This window comes from Microbacterium sp. NPDC055442 (genome assembly GCF_053644215.1).
In genome coordinates, this window is sequence record NZ_JBSHLF010000002.1 from 527529 (window position 1) to 544010 (window position 16482).

Consider the following 16482-nt stretch of genomic DNA (forward strand, 5'->3'; position numbering starts at 1 on the left):
CGGACTCCATGAGCTTGTGCAATGTCTCCAGCCGTCGTGCGCGAGTATCCGCGTCCGATGCCCCTCTTCTCTCGATGGCAGAGGAGGAGACCATACCTACGACACAGGCTCGTGCCGCTACCCCGCGTCGGGGTCGAGCACGTCGAGGGCGGCGGGCCCCTGCTCGACGAGGATGCGGAACTGCGCCGCATCGATGATGCGCACGCCGAGGTCCTCCGCCTTGGCGAGCTTGGATCCGGCGCCGGGGCCCGCCGCGACGAAGTCGGTCTTCTTCGAGACACTCGACGCGGCCTTGCCACCCGCCGCGATGATCGCTTCCTGAGCGCCTTCGCGCGTGAAGCCGTCGAGCGATCCCGTCGCGACGACCGTGAGCCCCTCGAGCACACCGCCCGCCGAGACCGCACCCGGGCCCGGATGACCCGGCGTCGCCCACCGGACACCCGCATCCGACCACTGCCGCACGATCTCCCGGTGCCAGTCGACGGCGAACCAGTCTCGCAGCGACACCGCGATGATGTCGCCCACGCCCTCCACCGCGGCGAGATCTTCGAGGCTCGCGTCACGGATCGCGTCGAGCGACCCGAACCACTGCGCGAGCGCACGGGCGGCGACAGGGCCGACGTGACGGATGTTCAGAGATACGAGGAGCCGCCACAGCTCTTTCGTCTTCGCCTTTTCGAGTTCGGCGAGCAGCTTGAGCGCGGCTTCCGACGGGAGGACTTCTCGGTGGTCCTTGCGGATGCCCGCGCGACGCCGGGCTGCGGCATCCAGCTGTTCGCTCCCTGGCGGATACTGCGCAGGCCCGAGCTTCTGAAACGGCGTGCGCCGCACGGGCTCGCCCGTAGTCTCGTCGATCTTCGGCTGGCCCGTCTCGGCGTCGCGAACGATCACGGAGATCGGCACGAGGTCTTCGAGCGTCAGCGAGAACAGACCGGCCTCGGTCACAAGCGGTGCGACGGCCGGAGGCTCCGCCTGCGTGAGCGCGGCGGCCGTCACTTCGCCGAGGACCTCGATGTCGAGTGCGCCGCGCGACCCGATGTGCTCGACGCGACCGCGCACCTGGGCCGGGCACGATCTCGTGTTCGGGCAGCGCAGGTCGATGTCGCCTTCCTTCGCGGGGGCGAGCAGCGACCCGCACTCGGGGCACCGCTCGGGCATGACGAACTCGCGCTCCGTGCCGTCCCGCAGCTCGACGACGGGCCCGAGCACTTCGGGGATGACGTCGCCCGCCTTGCGCAGCACGACGGTGTCGCCGATCAGCACGCCCTTGGCACGCACGACGTCCTTGTTGTGGAGCGTCGCCTGACGCACGACCGATCCCGCGACGTGCGCGGGCGCCATGACGGCGAACGGTGTGGCGCGTCCCGTGCGGCCCACTGAGACGACGATGTCGAGGAGTGTGGTCTGGACTTCTTCGGGCGGGTATTTGTAGGCGATGGCCCAGCGCGGTGCGCGGCTCGTCGCGCCGAGCTCGGCATGATCGGCGAGGTTGTCGACCTTGACGACGATGCCGTCGAGTTCGTGCTCGATATCGTGACGGTGCTCGCCGTAGTGGGCGACGAAGTCGGCGACCTCGTCGATGCTGTCGCACACCTTCGTGCGCGGACTGGTGGGGAGCCCCCAAGCGGCGAGGAGTCCGTAGACCTCGCTCTGCGTCGCAACCGGCGGTTCCGACCACGCCCCGATGCCGTGGACATAGAGCCGGAGGGACTCGATCCGGATGATGCCGGCTTCGAGTTCGAGCCCTTCCTTCTTGCCGAGCTGCTGCCGCAGACCGCCGCTGGCCGCATTGCGCGGATTCGCGAAGGAAGGGAAGCGTCGGGCCGCTGCGATGCGTGCCTTCTCCTCGTCGAACGGCTTCTTCGCGGTCGTGCGGGCGTCCCACCGTGCGAGCGACTCGGCGAATGCCCGCTCGCGGAAGTCAGCCTGCGCCGCGTTGAGCTTCTCGAAGGCGGCAACCGGGATGAAGACCTCGCCGCGCACTTCGACGATCGGCGGATGCCCGGTGCCCGTCAGCCGCGCGGGCATCCCCGTGACCTTCACCGCGTTCTCGGTGACGATCTCGCCGACGCGTCCGTCACCGCGTGTGGCCGCCGATGTGAGCACTCCGTCCTCGTAGCGCAGGTTGATCGCGAGTCCGTCGATCTTGAGCTCGGTGAGCCACGCGACCTCGCGACCGACCGCCGCTTGGGTCTTGCCGGCCCACTCCCGCAGCTCATCGATCGAGAACACGTTGTCGAGGCTGAGCATGCGCTCGGCGTGCTCGATCGTGTCGAGGCCCGTCGATTCAGCGGCACCGACCATCTGCGTGGGTGAGTCCTGCCCCTGCAGCTCGGGATAGAGCCGCTCGAGCTCGGTGAGGCTCCGCATCCACCCGTCGTACGTGGCGTCATCGACGATCGACGTGTCGCGCCCGTAATAGGCGTCCTTCGCATCGAGGATGAGCCCCGTCAGGCGCTCAGCCTCAGCCCGGGCGTCTTCTCGCGAGATGTTCTCCGACACGTCCGCAAGTCTACGAGCGGGCTCCGACGCGAACGGAATGCTCAGAACCGCCGGTCAGGCCGTTCTCACCGGTGCAGCCCACGACGCGGCCGGAAGACCTGTCCGATGCCCTGCCCGATCCCGTCCATGCCCCGTGTCGTCGGTGACATCGAGGATCGGCCCTCTCACCCCGCGACGGGCACGGCGGACTCGGCCCGGTCGATCGTGAACTGACCGATGACGCGGGTGCCGTCGTAGAGCACGGCGGTCTGGCCGGTGGCGACGCCGTCGAACGGGGTGTCGGGCGTGACCGTCAGACCGGAGTCGTCGAGTACCGCGACAGCCGGCACGGGGTCGGCATGGGCGCGGATCTGCACGTGGCAGGGGAACTCCCCCGCGGCCTGCGGGCGACCCGCCCACGTGTACCGGTCGCCGCCGATGCGCGCGGTCGCGAGGGCTTCCTTCGGTCCGACCACAACGGTGTTCGAGACGGGCCTGACCTCCAGGACGAACCGCGGCTTGCCGTCGGGTGCGGGCACACCGAGCTTGAGGCCTCGCCGCTGCCCGACCGTGAAGGCGTGCGCACCGTCATGCGAACCGACGACGGCACCTTCGCGGTCCACGATCTCGCCGGTCTCGGCGCCGACGCGCTCGGCGAGCCAGCCGCGCGTATCGCCGTCGGGGATGAAGCAGATGTCATGGCTGTCGGGCTTCTGCGCGACCGTGAGCCCACGCGCCTCCGCTTCGGCGCGCACGAGCGCCTTCGACGGAGTGGCGCCGAGCGGGAAGTACGTGTGCGCGAGCTGCTGGGCCGTCAGCACCCCGAGCACATACGACTGATCCTTCGCCGCATCCGATGCCCGGTGCAGCTCGAGGCCGTCGGCACCGTCGACGAGCGTCGCGTAGTGGCCGGTGCACACGGCGTCGAAGCCGAGCTCGAGCGCGCGCTCGAGGAGGGCGGCGAACTTGATCTTCTCATTGCAGCGCATGCACGGGTTCGGTGTGCGACCGGCGCGGTACTCGGACACGAAGTCCTCGATGACGTCATCGCGGAAGCGCTCCGAGAAGTCCCACACGTAGAACGGGATGCCGAGCCGGTCGGCCGCGCGGCGCGCGTCCATGGCATCCTCGATCGTGCAGCAGCCGCGGCTTCCCGTGCGCAGTGTGCCGCCGGCTCGCGAGAGCGCGAGATGCACCCCGACGACCTCGTGGCCTGCCTCGACGGCGCGCGCGGTCGCGACGGCGGAGTCCACACCGCCGCTCATCGCCGCCAGAATTCGCATCGTTCCAGTGTAAGAGCTCGCCGATCGGTGTTCGCTGAGATCAGGAGATCCAACGTGGAGCCCGGGTACGGCTCAGCGCGCCGCGCGCGCCCGTTCGACGACCTCGGGGAGCACCGCGAGCACGGCCGAGATGTCGGCAGCGGTCGTCGTGCGGCCGAGCGTGAAGCGCAGCACCTCTCTCGCTTCGGCGTCGCTGCGACCGAGCGCCCGCACGACGTGCGACGGCTCGGGGACGCCCGCCTGGCACGCCGAGCCGGTCGAGACGGCGATGCCGCGCTGGTCGAGCAGGAACAGCAGCGTCTCGCCCGCGGCGCCGGGAAACAGCACGTGCGCGTTGCCGGGGAGGCGATCATCCGGATCACCGAGCAGCTCGACAGTCGGAACAGCCGAGCGGATGCCGCGAACCAGGTCGTCGCGCAGCGCTGCGAGCCGCGCCGCCTCCCGCCTCATCTCAGCCGCTGCGAGCTCTGCCGCGGTCGCGAACGCCGCGGCACCGGCGACGTCCTGCGTGCCGGCGCGCAGGCGGCGCTGCTGCCCGCCCCCGTGCACGAGCGGCGCGATCCGGGCGGTGCGTGCGGTCACGAGCGCTCCCGTGCCGACCGGCGCGCCGATCTTGTGGCCCGACACGCTGAGCGCGACGAGTCCGGTCGCCGGCGCGGCATCCCCCCGCCACGTCGAGAACGCGACGGGAACGTGACCGAACGCCGCGATCGCGTCGAGATGAAGAGGCACACCCGCCGCGGCCGCCGCCGAGGCGAGCGACGCCGCATCGTTGAGCGTGCCCGTCTCGTTCGCCGCGACGAGCGCGGTCGCCACGGCGGCTTGCGGCAGCGCGAGCCGCCACGCATCGATCGGGATGCGTCCCCATCCGTCGAGGGACACCGGTCGGATCTCGGCGTCCTGCGCCGCGGCGAGCCATTCGGCGACATCGATCGTCGCGTGGTGCTCGCCGTCGGGCAGCACGAGCGCATCGCGACCCGGCTCCCGCGCCCACCACAGGCCCTTGAGGCCGAGGTTGACGGCCTCGGTGCCGCCCGAGGTGAACACGATCTCGATGGCGTCGCAGCCGAGGACGACGGCGAGCCGCTCGCGCGACTCCTCGAGCAGTCGCCGCGCGGCCTGTCCCTCGCCGTGGATCGACGACGCGTTGCCCACGAGCTCGGCAGCCCGCAGCCACGCTTCGCGCGACTCGGGGCGCAACGGCGCCGTCGCCGCGTGATCGAGGTAGACCGTCATGGCCCCTCCCTTCCCGCGTCGGGCACCGGCGGAGCGTTACTACTCTAGAACGCATGCATGACCCGGACGCTCCCGACTCCGCCGTGCCCTCACCGGGCCTGCTGCGTCCTGAACTCGACCGCCTCGGCGTCACGCAGGGACCCGACGGCGGCACTCTGCGCGTATGGTCGGGCGCGGCCGACGCCGTCGAACTCGTGATGTTCGACAGCGGCGATCTGGACTGGATCACCGACGAACTGCCCCTCTCGCCCCTCGGCGGAGGCGTCTGGAGCGTGACGACGCCGCTGCTGCGCCCCGGCGCACGCTACGCGATCCGCGTCGACGGACCGCACGCGCCGGGCAACACCTTCAATCGGGGCACGCTGCTGGTCGAGCCCTACTCGCGGGGCTTGGACAGCGCGGGCTTCGAGGACTGGCGCTCGGTCGTCATCGACGGCGCCTTCGATTGGGGCGGAGTCGGCAAGCCGCACGTGCCGCTGGACCGCACCGTCATCTACGAGGCCCACCTCAAGGGCCTGACGAAGCGGCACCCCGCCGTGCCGCCCGCGCTGCACGGCACCTACGCGGGGCTCGGCAACCCCGCCATGATCGAGCACCTCGTCGACCTCGGCGTGACGAGCGTGCAGCTGCTGCCCGTCCACGCGTTCGCGACCGAGCCGCGTCTGCTGCAGCACGGGCTCACGAACTACTGGGGCTACAATTCGGTCAACTTCTTCACGCCGCATGCCGCCTACGCGAGCGAAGACGCCCGACGCGAAGGGCCCGAGGCCGTGCTCCGCGAGTTCAAGGGCATGGTCCGCCTCCTCCACGAAGCGGGGCTCGAGGTCATCCTCGACGTCGTGTTCAACCACACCTCCGAAGAGGGTCTCGGCGGCCCGCGCACGAGCCTGCGCGGCATCGACAACCGCGCGTACTACCGGCAGAGCGAGGACGGCGCCTACATCGACGTGACCGGATGCGGCAACTCGGTCGACACCGCGACGGATGCCGCCGCGCGACTCGTGCTGGACTCGCTGCGCTACTGGGCGAACGACGTGCAGATCGACGGCTTCCGGTTCGATCTCGCCACGACCCTGGGTCGCGACGCATCCCACGCCTTCACCCCCGACCATCCGCTGCTCCAGGCGATTCTGCACGACCCTGCGCTGGCGGGGGTCAAGAAGATCGCCGAGCCGTGGGACGTCGGCATGGGCGGCTGGCAGACGGGGAACTTCGGCGACGGCTGGCACGAGTGGAACGACCGGTATCGCGATCTGGTCCGGAACTTCTGGTTGAGCGACATCGACTACGCGCGTCGCGCTTCAACGTCACCGGTCGGCATCGGGGGCTTCGCGACACGGCTCGCGGGCTCGTCGAACACCTTCAGCGCCGAGCGCGGGCCGCTCGCGAGCGTCAACTTCGTCACGGCCCACGACGGTTTCACACTGCGCGATCTCGTCTCGTACGACGTCAAGCACAACCTCGGCAACGGCGAGCAGAACCGCGACGGCGCCGACACGAACCGCTCCTTCAACCACGGCGCCGAGGGGCCGACCGACGACGAGGGCATCCTCGCGACGCGCCGCAAGGCGATGCGCAACCTGATGGGCACGCTGCTGCTGTCCTCGGGCATCCCCATGATCACCGCGGGCGACGAGTTCGGGCGCACGCAGCGCGGCAACAACAACGCGTACTGCCACGACTCGCGCCTGACGTGGCTGTCGTGGGAGCACGCCCCGTGGCAGCAGGACCTGCACGCCCACGTGCGGCGGCTCACGCAGCTGCGCCGCGAGAACCCTGCGCTGCGACCGAGCCGGTTCGCGCGGCTCGGCGAGCACACGCCCTCGGCATCGGTCATGGAGTGGTACGACGAGCACGGTGAGACGATGTCGGGCGAACGCTGGACCGATCCCGCGCACCGCACGCTGCAGTACGTCGCGACGTCGACACCCGAGACCGAAGAGCTCAACCGCGTCCTGCTCATGGTCCACGGGTTCGAGCGACCGATCGACGTGACCCTTCCGCACATCGACGGGGTCACGCGATTCGTGTCGCTCTGGTCGAGCGTCGACGAACGCCCTGCCGGCGAGCACGACGTGCACGCGCCGGGTGAGACCGTCCGGCTCGAGGGCACCTCGATGCAGCTGTTCCGCGCGGAGTAGGCCGGCGCCCACCGCGAAGGCCTGTCGCGCGCGGAGGCGGTTCGATAGGTTCGAACCGTGGTGAAGCCGTCGCGTACCGAACCCTCCCGCTCCTGGCGGAGTGCCGACGAGATCCCGCTGCGCGAGACTGCGCACGGCTCGCCGGACCGCGACACCGTGACGGCGCGAATCCCGCTCTCGCTCCCCACGCCGGCTGTCCCCGGCGGCCGCTTCCGTCCGAAGGCGTTCCGCGGCGAAGTCGTGCCGTTCCGCGTGACGGCCTTCCGCGAGGGGCACGACCGCATCGGGGTCCATGTCCGGCTCAGCACCCCGTCCGGCGCGATGTCGCTGCACAGGCTCCGCCCCCTCGGCGACGGATTCGATCGCTGGGAGGCGCTGATCGCACCCCTCGAAGAGGGCGTGTGGACCTTCCGATTCGAGGCGTTCGGCGACGACGTCGGCACGTGGCGGCACGCCGCCGATCTCAAGATCGCAGCGGGAGTCGACGCACCCCTCATGCGTGAGAGCGGCGCGCTGCTGTTCGACCGCGCCGCCGGCGAGAAGACCAGGCCCGCCACCGAACGGCGCGCGCTGCGCGTGGCGGCGGCCTCGCTGCGCGACCCCGAGACGACGGATGCCGCGGCCCTCGACATCGTCCGAGACTCCGACATCGCCGGGTTCTTCGAGGCACGGCCGCTCATGTCGCTCGTCACGATCGGTGACGACCACGCGCTGCTCGTCGAACGCGAGCGCGCCGGCGTCGGCGCCTGGTACGAGTTCTTCCCGCGGTCGGAGGGCGCCGTGCGCCTTCCCGATGGGACAGTACGCAGCGGCACTTTCCGCACGGCGGCCGAGCGTATTCCGGCCGTCGCCGCGATGGGCTTCGACGTGCTGTATCTGCCGCCGATCCACCCGATCGGCAGGCGGAATCGAAAAGGGCCCAACAACACGCTCGAGGCAGGACCGACCGACCCGGGCTCGCCGTGGGCCATCGGCGCCGCGGAAGGCGGCCACGACAGCGTGCACCCCGACCTCGGCACGCTCGAGGACTTCCGGGCGTTCGTGCGCGCCGCCCGCGATGAGCGCGTCGAGATCGCGCTCGATCTCGCACTGCAGGCCTCACCCGACCATCCGTGGGTCACCGAGCATCCGGAATGGTTCACGACGCTTCCCGACGGGACGATCGCCTACGCCGAGAACCCGCCTAAGAAGTACCAGGACATCTATCCGGTCAACTTCGACAACGACCCCGAGGGTATCCGCGCCGAAGTCCTGCGCATCGTCGAGCACTGGATCGCACAGGGTGTCGAGATCTTCCGCGTCGACAATCCGCACACCAAGCCGCTGCAGTTCTGGGAGTGGCTGATCGATGCCGTGACCACGCGGCATCCGGGGGTCGTGTTCCTCGCGGAGGCCTTCACGCGCCCCGCCCCGCTGCAGGGCCTCGCGGCGGTGGGATTCCAGCAGAGCTACACCTACTTCACGTGGCGCAACACGAAGCAGGAGCTCGAGGAGTTCCTCACCTCGATCAGTCAGGACACGGCCGACTTCCTGCGCCCCAACCTGTTCGTGAACACCCCCGACATCCTCACCGAGTACCTCCAGTTCGGCGGACGTGCCGCCTATCGCATCCGTGCGGCGATCGCGGCGACGGCCGCACCCGCGTACGGCGTGTACGCGGGCTACGAACTCTACGAGAACGTGGCGCGACCGGGGTCGGAAGAGAACATCGACAACGAGAAGTACGAGCTGAAGGTCCGCGACTGGGCGGCGGCCGAAGCGGGCGGCGACTCCCTCGCGCCCTTCCTCACGCGTCTCAATGAGATCCGGCGAGATCACCCCGCGCTGGGTCAGCTGCGCAACCTCACGGTCCACTGGAGCGACGACGACGCGATCCTCGTGTACGCCAAGCACGTGGATGCCGCGCTCACGCCGACCGGCCGCAGCGACACGATCATCGTCGTGGTCAACGTCGATCCGCACTCGGCACGTCAGACGACGGTGCATCTGGATACCCGCGTGTGGGGGGTCGAACCGAATGAGCCCTACGAGGTCGAAGACCTCGTGACCGGCGCGACGTGGACCTGGACGGATCACAACTTCGTGCGGCTCGACGCATTCACCGAACCGGTGCACATCCTCCACGTCACGGAGCGCACATGATCGACGAGCACGTCCTCGACACCGTCGCGACCGGTTCGCATCACAACCCGCACGGGGTGCTGGGTCTGCACCCTGCGGCCGACGACGAGGGTGCGTCCGGCTGGGTCGTCCGCGCACGCCGGCCGCTCGCGCGCAGCGTCACCGCGGTGTTCGGCGACGGTACGCGCGTTCCCCTCGAACACGTGCGCAACGGGATCTGGGAGGGCACGCGCGGGGGTTCTGCGGGGGCGTATGAGCTGGTCACACACTACGAATCCGGTGCTGATCACGTCATCGACGATCCCTACCGGCACGGACCGACTCTCGGCGAGCTCGACCTGCATCTGATCGGCGAAGGTCGCCACGAAGAGCTGTGGCGGGTCCTCGGCTCGCACGTGCGCACGCTCGGCGACGTCACGGGGGTCGCGTTCGCCGTCTGGGCTCCGAACGCTCGTGCCGTCCGCGTCGTCGGCGACTTCAACGGCTGGGACGGCCGGGGCCACGCCATGCGCTCGATGGGCGCGAGCGGTGTCTGGGAGCTCTTCGTTCCCGGCCTCGGCGCCGGCACCGCCTACAAGTACGAGCTCCTGACGCGCGGCGGCGCATGGATCATGAAGGCCGACCCGATGGCGCGCTGGGCAGAAGTCCCCCCGGCCACGGCGTCGGTCGTGACCGAGTCGACCTACGCGTGGCGGGACCGCGACTGGATGGTCCGACGTGCCCGCACAGCCCCCGTGACGGAGCCGATGTCGGTGTACGAAGTGCACCTGGGTTCGTGGCGCCCCGGGCTGTCGTATCGCGACGCGGCAGAACCGCTCGTGGACTACGTCACCGAGCACGGCTTCACGCATGTCGAGTTCATGCCGCTGGCCGAACACCCGTTCGGCGGGTCGTGGGGCTACCAGGTGACGGGCTACTACGCGCCGACGAGCCGGTACGGCACGCCGGACGACCTCCGGTACCTCATCGATCAGCTGCACCAGGCGGACATCGGCGTGATCATGGACTGGGTTCCGGGGCACTTCCCCAAGGACTCGTTCGCCCTCGCGCGGTTCGACGGCGAACCGCTGTACGAGCACGCAGACCCCCGCCGCGGCGAGCACCGGGACTGGGGAACCTACATCTTCGACTACGGCCGACGCGAAGTGCGCAACTTCCTCGTCGCGAACGCCCTGTACTGGTTCGAGGAGTTCCACGTCGACGGGCTGCGCGTCGACGCCGTCGCGTCGATGCTGTACCTCGACTATTCACGGGAGCCGGGCGATTGGGAGCCCAACGTGCACGGGGGCCGGGAGAACCTCGAAGCGATCGCGTTCCTGCAGGAGGTCAACGCGACGGCGTACCGGCGCTATCCCGGGATCGCGATGATCGCGGAGGAGTCCACGAGCTTCCCCGGCGTGACGACGCCGACCCATCAGGCCGGCCTCGGGTTCGGGTTCAAATGGAACATGGGCTGGATGAACGACTCCCTCGAGTACATCGCCCGCGACCCGATGCACAGGTCGCATCACGAGGGTGAACTGTCGTTCTCGTTCGTCTACGCCTTCAGCGAGAACTACGTCCTGCCGATCAGCCACGACGAAGTGGTGCATGGAAAGGGCAGTCTGTTCGGCCGCATGCCCGGGGATCACTGGCAGAAGCTGGCGAACATGCGTGCGTACCTGGCCTATATGTGGGGCCATCCGGGCAAGCAGCTGCTCTTCATGGGCCAGGAGTTCGGTCAGCCCTCCGAGTGGTCCGAGGGCCGCGGGCTCGACTGGTGGATCCTGGAGCAGCCGTCGCACGCGCAGCTGCTGACCTTCGTCGGTGCGCTCAACCGCACGTACCGGGCCGAGCCGGCGCTGTGGTCACGCGACAGCGACGGGTCCGCGTTCGCACGCATCGGCGGTCCGACGTGGAACCCCGACGTCATCGCGTTCACGCGTCGGGATCGGCACGGCCGGACGGTCGCGATCGTGTGCAACTTCTCGGGTGCTTCGCTCGTCGGGTACCGGCTGGATCTGCCCGGACACGGTGTCTGGCACGAGATTCTGAACACCGATGCGCACGAGTTCGGTGGCTCGGGCGTCGGCAACGCAGGCGTCGTGCATGCCGATGCCGAAGGACGCGCCTCGCTCGCACTGCCGCCCCTCGGGGTGCTGTGGCTGCGCCACGAGCCCGACACGCACATCCCGACGCCGACACGTGGCTGACCGCGGCGTCAGAACATCAGGTTGGCCAGACGCCCCCGGGCGCGCAGAACACGAGAGTCGGCATCGCCGACCAGGTCGAAGAGCTCGAGAAGCCGCTCGCGCACCGGTCCGCGCTCGTCGGACGGCAGCGCCGCGAACAGTTCGAGCAGGCGCTCGAACGCGTCGTCGATGTGCCCGCCCGTGACATCGAGATCGGCGACGGCGAACTGCGCGGCGACACCCGTGGGCGCAGCCGCGGCCTCGGCGCGCGCCTGTTGCAGATCGAGGTCCTTGACCCGGTCGAGGAGGCGCACCTGACCGAGGCCCGCACGGGCATCGGCATCGCGGGGGTTCTCGTTCAGCGCCTGCTCGTAGGCGGCGATCGCGCGCGGGTAGTCGCCTTCTTCGATCGCGGCGAAAGCCTCGGCGTGCAGCGGCGGCAGCGGCGGTTCGACCTCTTCTGCCGGGGCGACCTCGTCGGCGTCCGCACCGGCGACGGGGACCGTGCCCGTCACTCCGTTCTGCGCCGCCAGCTGCAGCAGCTGGGCGAAGACGTCGCGCACCTGCTGCTCGGGCACGGCGCCGGTGAACAGGGGTACCGGCTGACCGCCCACGAGAGCGAGCACCATCGGGATCGACTGCGCCCGGAAGGCCTGCGCCAGCTGCGGGTTGGCGTCGACGTCGACCTTGCCCAGCACGAGCTTGCCGGCGAGTTCGGTGACGACCTGTTCGAGGATCGGTCCGAGCTGTTTGCAGGGTCCGCACCATTCCGCCCAGAGGTCGATGACGACAGGCACCGTGCGCGAGAGCTCGAGAACCTGCGGGAAGGTGGCATCGGTCACGTCGAAGACGAGCGACGGCGCCGCAGGCGCATCGCCGGACTCGGCGGTGGGGGCGGCGGGCCGGTTGCGCAGCGCGGACAGGTCGACGGCGCCGCGCAGTGCCGCGGCGGGAGTGGGATTGGTCAACTGATCACCTTCGCATCGAGGATGGCGGAGCCGTAGCCGAGGAGACGGATCTTCTCGGATGAGCCTTGGCCGGGGACGTAGAAGAACAGCTGGTCGCTGTAGGTCGTGCTGAATCCCGTCGACGACTGGTCGGCGCCCGCGAGCGTCTGCACGGTCGGGTTCGTCTCGAGTTTGATCACGGCGTCGGTATTGGTCGGCTTGACCGTGTCGACTTCGTGGATGTTCACAGCGACGATTGCTCCGCTCTCGAGCGTAGCGATCGCGAACGGCGGCTGCGCGCCGGCGACCGCCTCGAACGTGAGGCTTCCCGTGTTCGTCGCGGTCTGGTTGAACGCGTCGAGACGAGCCTGCCTGTCGGCGGCGATGCTCGTTCGGAACTGGTCTCCCTCGGGCTCGAACAAGCCGGCGAACTCGCTGTCCTCACCGTTGTCGACGATGTCGGCGTAGGCCGCCGCGAGCTTTTCGGGAGCCATGATGAGAAACGACGAGTCCGGCGGGATCTGCGATGCTCCGACGTACGATGCGGCCAGATCCGGCATGAGCGTCGCCGCCTCCAGGCTCGCCTGGTAGGTGAGCTTGTACGACGCCCAGGGGTCGGCCTGCGTCATGATCATGATGCTCGAGGTCTTGGACGCCTCGTCGTCGACGACCGCCATGATCGATCGCGGCCAGCCGTCGTAGGCCTGCGGCAGCAGGATCTCGACGGGCTTCGTGATGATCGGCTGCGGTGCCGCGTAGTCGGCGATCGCCCCCCGGAGGGTGTAGTTCGTCTCGCGTGTGGCCAGCACGGCGCCGTCCAGTCGCGTGGCAGCGAGCTCCGCGTCCATCGCCTGGTCCGCTTCGGCGACCGTCTCGCCGATGCGGGCCAGGATGCGCTCAGCCTGCGCCTTCGTCACGGCGGGAGACTGCTGCCCCTCCGGAACGATGACCGTCGGGGTCGGGGTGGGCGTGGGCGTCTCGCCCAGCTGCGGCCAGGCATCCGCGGTGCATCCCGAGAAGAGCAGGGCGGAGATCGTGACGACGGGAATCGCCGCGAAGGCGCGCCGCCCGCGCTCCACAGCACGGGGCTTCGGCTCGCCGGCGGAGATGACGCCCTTGTCGGGGTCCTCCAGCGCGAGATCGATCGGCTCGGTCACGGGCATGGGCAGTCCCTTGCGTCGCGGTCCGCGGGCGCGCCGCACGTGTCGGATGCCGAGGATGTACAAGACGATGCCGGCGGCCATGAAGATGCCGCCCACGGCGATGAGGGGTCCGGCCCACGGTGTGCTGTTGTCGATGGGCCACGAGATCGACACCGCGGATGGCGCGGGCTGCGTGCCGTCGGTCGCGACCAGGACGCTCATTTCGGCCGGCAGCTGCAGCGGCGCGATCAGCACGTCGCTCTCGAGGAACTCGTCGAGCCACAGATCCGATCCGATCGGCGATCGTGCCGGCGCCGCCTCGCTCTCTTCTGCTGCAGCGTCGTCTTCGGCCGTGGCCTCGTCGGATTCATCGACCACCGGCGGTTCGGGTTCGACGAGGTCGACGACGGGGGCGCCCTCGCTGTCGAGCGTGACGCTGTTGTACGGGGTCTCGGCAAGCCACGAGACCATGTCGGAGGTCCGGCCGTAGGCGGCGAAGATCTCGCCGGGGCCCTGCGTTCGCAGCGTCTGGGTGCCCGGCATCGCGCCGAGCACGCTGCCGTCGACGAGCAGATACGGCGCGTCTTCGCTCACCGATATCTCGGTCGTCGTCGTCTTCGGGCCCTGGAAGACCGTGCGCTGGGCGATGCCCGCGCCGATCAGCACGGCGGCAAGGACGAACGCCGCCACAGCCCATACGAAACGCACGAAACACACCTCTTCCGGGTCCGCACCTGGCCTGGCGAACCCACGATCCGACATTTCAGACTAGCGAAACACGGCTGGACATCCTCCGAGAGGGAGCAATCCCGTGGCTGAGGGTCTGCACTGCGTATCCTTACGGAAGCAATCGCAGGAAAGGCGGGCCGCCGACGATGAAGGTGCACAACCCATTCCGGACGGCGTTCGTGGCGACCCTGGGGGTCGGTCTCGGACTGGTGCTCATCGGGAGCATCGAGAACCTGTCGACGATCCTGCTCTACGTCGGAACCGCCCTGTTCCTCTCCCTGGGTCTGGATCCCATCGTCGGCTGGCTCGAACGACGCAAGATGCCGCGCTGGGCGGCTGTTCTCATCACGATCTTCCTCGTCCTGGCGCTGTTCGCGGGGATCGTGCTGCTCGTGCTGCCGATCATCCTGGCCCAGATCGCACAGCTCATCGAGGTCATCTCCGACTACCTGTTCAGCCGCGACTTTCCCCAGTTCCTCGAAGAGACCACGGCCTGGCTGCAGTCGATCTTCCCCGGGCTGGATCCGGCGTTCATCCTCGATGTGCTCGACAACATCGAATCCTGGCTCATGGACAACTGGGGTTCGATCACCGGCGGTGTCATCGGTGCCGGGATGACGATCGTCGCCGGCCTCATGGGTGCATTCATCGTGCTCATCCTCACGATCTACCTGACGGCGTCGACCCCGAGCCTGAAGCGTTCGGTCTACCAGCTCGTCCCGGCATCCAAGCGTGAGCGGTTCGTCGACCTCGGTGAGCAGATCACCGATTCGGTCGGCTACTACGTCATCGGGCAGCTGAGCCTCGGCGTCATCAACGGCATCCTGAGCGCGATCTTCCTCACGATCATCCAGGCGCCGTTCCCCGCCGTGCTCGCGGTCGTCGCGTTCTTCTTCTCGCTCATTCCGCTGGTGGGAACCCTCACCGGATCGACCATCATCGTGCTGACGTGCCTCATCCCGGGCCTCGGTTCGCCCGCCACCGCCATCACGGCGGCCGTCTGGTACCTCATCTACATGCAGGTGGAGGCCTACATCGTCTCGCCGCGCATCATGAACCGCGCCGTCTCGGTACCCGGTGCGGTCGTGGTCATCGCGGCCCTCGCCGGCGGCTCGCTGCTGGGCCTGCTCGGGGCGCTCATCGCCATCCCCGTCGCCGCGAGCCTGCTCATCATCTATCGGCAGGTGGTCATACCCCGGATGAACGAGCGCTAGCTGCCCTACGCGCCTTCGGCCGGCTCCCACGTGGTGGGCAGGGGCAGCGCGTCGGGGTTGACGGCGGCGACGATCTCGGTGAGCACCCGCCGGGTCTGGTTCTCGCCGACCCACAGGTGCTTGCCGCCCTCGACGGCGATGAGCTCGGCGTCCGGAACGCTCGCGAACTTCTCGGCGGCAGCATCCGGTCGCAGATAGTCGTCGAGCTCGGGCACGAGGATGACGAGCTTGCGCGGGTCCGCGTGCCACGCCGCGACCTCATCCGGCGTCGCGCGGTGCAGCGGGGGCGAGAGCAGCACAGCGCCCTCGACGTCGTGGTCGCGCCCGTACTTCAGCGCCAGTTCCGTGCCGAACGACCAGCCGACGAGCCACGGCCGGGGAAGCCCGCGCTCGGTGACGAACGCCATCGCTGCGGCCACATCGAACGCTTCGGCCGCCCCGCCGTCGAACTCGCCCTCGCTCGTTCCGCGAGGCGACGTCGTGCCTCGCGTGTTGAAGCGGAGCACGGCGAGGTCGGCGAGTGCCGGAAGCCTGCCGGCGGCCTTGCGCAGGATGTGCGAATCCATGAAGCCGCCCGCCGTGGGCAGGGGGTGCAGCGTCACGAGGGTGGCGACGGGTTCGCGCTCGAGGGGCAGCGCCAGTTCGCCGACGAGCGTCAACCCGTCGAGCGTCTGCAGCTCGATGTCCTCGCGCCGCGCGGGGAGCATGATCGGTCCGCGGATCTCCATGTCAGCTGATCCTCCAGCAGTGTTCGTGCCAGTGTCGCCGTGCCGCCAGATCGGCCGCATCGCCCATGACCCCGCCGCTACGCCACGCCACGACATGCGCCGTGCCGGACTCGATCGAGCCGCGGCATCCGGGGCACGTGTAGGCCTTGAGCGACTTCGCTGCAGCGACCGGCTGCACGCTCCATTCGACTCCGCGACGCGTCTCGGTGCGCTTCCACCCGGCGAGGAGGCGCTCGAACGACTCGTCGCCACCATCATCGCGCCGACGGCGGTTGGACCTGGGCATCGT

At 69.3% G+C, this 16482-nt stretch carries 11 protein-coding genes; 4 read left to right on the plus strand and 7 right to left on the minus strand.

Going from position 1 to position 16482, the window contains the following annotated elements; translation table 11 throughout:
- Positions 1–117: 117 nt before the first annotated feature.
- The 3 genes from ligA to ACWIBS_RS07005 form a co-directional block, all read right to left on the minus strand.
- Positions 118–2502 carry an NAD-dependent DNA ligase LigA gene (gene ligA / locus ACWIBS_RS06995; RefSeq protein ID WP_376127566.1) on the minus strand — a complete coding sequence of 795 codons (2385 nt, stop codon included), beginning with the start codon at positions 2500–2502 and terminating at the stop codon, positions 118–120.
- 164 nt (positions 2503–2666) lie between these two features.
- Positions 2667–3764 carry a tRNA 2-thiouridine(34) synthase MnmA gene (mnmA, locus tag ACWIBS_RS07000; protein ID WP_376127568.1) on the minus strand — a complete coding sequence of 366 codons (1098 nt, stop codon included), beginning with the start codon at positions 3762–3764 and terminating at the stop codon, positions 2667–2669.
- Positions 3765–3836: 72 nt separating this feature from the next.
- The gene (locus tag ACWIBS_RS07005) at positions 3837–5000 is read right to left on the minus strand and encodes a cysteine desulfurase family protein (RefSeq protein ID WP_376127569.1); all 1164 of its coding nucleotides are present in this window, start codon (positions 4998–5000) and stop codon (positions 3837–3839) included.
- A gap of 53 nt (positions 5001–5053) precedes the next feature.
- On the opposite strand from ACWIBS_RS07005, the gene glgX reads away from it, so the two are divergent.
- Genes glgX through glgB form a run of 3 tightly spaced genes read left to right on the plus strand, consistent with a single transcriptional unit; the run spans position 5054 to position 11454 of the window.
- A complete protein-coding gene (gene glgX / locus ACWIBS_RS07010; RefSeq protein WP_376127571.1) occupies positions 5054–7141 on the plus strand; it encodes a glycogen debranching protein GlgX in 2088 nt (695 codons plus the stop codon).
- Between the two features lie 57 nt (positions 7142–7198).
- Positions 7199–9283, plus strand: coding sequence for a maltotransferase domain-containing protein (locus ACWIBS_RS07015; RefSeq protein ID WP_376127573.1), 2085 nt, complete (start codon positions 7199–7201; stop codon positions 9281–9283).
- Positions 9280–11454: a 1,4-alpha-glucan branching protein GlgB gene (gene glgB, locus ACWIBS_RS07020; protein WP_376127575.1), complete on the plus strand. Its 2175-nt coding sequence runs from the start codon at positions 9280–9282 to the stop codon at positions 11452–11454. Before ACWIBS_RS07015 ends, glgB begins: the two co-directional genes overlap by 4 nt.
- A gap of 8 nt (positions 11455–11462) precedes the next feature.
- Here glgB and ACWIBS_RS07025 read toward each other — a convergent pair whose 3' ends face one another.
- On the minus strand, positions 11463–12401 hold the full coding sequence (locus tag ACWIBS_RS07025; protein ID WP_376127577.1) for a tetratricopeptide repeat protein: 939 nt from the start codon (positions 12399–12401) through the stop codon (positions 11463–11465).
- Entirely contained in the window at positions 12398–14230 is a 1833-nt protein-coding gene (locus ACWIBS_RS07030; RefSeq protein WP_376127579.1) for a glycosyl transferase, read from the minus strand. Before ACWIBS_RS07030 ends, ACWIBS_RS07025 begins: the two co-directional genes overlap by 4 nt.
- Before the next feature lie 167 nt (positions 14231–14397).
- Here ACWIBS_RS07030 and ACWIBS_RS07035 point away from each other — a divergent pair, with 167 nt between their 5' ends.
- On the plus strand, positions 14398–15465 hold the full coding sequence (locus tag ACWIBS_RS07035) for an AI-2E family transporter (RefSeq protein ID WP_376127580.1): 1068 nt from the start codon (positions 14398–14400) through the stop codon (positions 15463–15465).
- A 5-nt stretch (positions 15466–15470) separates the two neighbouring features.
- On the opposite strand, the gene ACWIBS_RS07040 is transcribed toward ACWIBS_RS07035, so the two are convergent.
- Together ACWIBS_RS07040 and ACWIBS_RS07045 are read right to left on the minus strand one after the other, a co-directional pair.
- A complete protein-coding gene (locus ACWIBS_RS07040; RefSeq protein WP_376127582.1) occupies positions 15471–16193 on the minus strand; it encodes an alpha/beta hydrolase in 723 nt (240 codons plus the stop codon).
- Position 16194: 1 nt separating this feature from the next.
- Positions 16195–16479, minus strand: coding sequence for a hypothetical protein (locus ACWIBS_RS07045; RefSeq protein WP_376127584.1), 285 nt, complete (start codon positions 16477–16479; stop codon positions 16195–16197).
- Positions 16480–16482 lie beyond the last annotated feature (3 nt).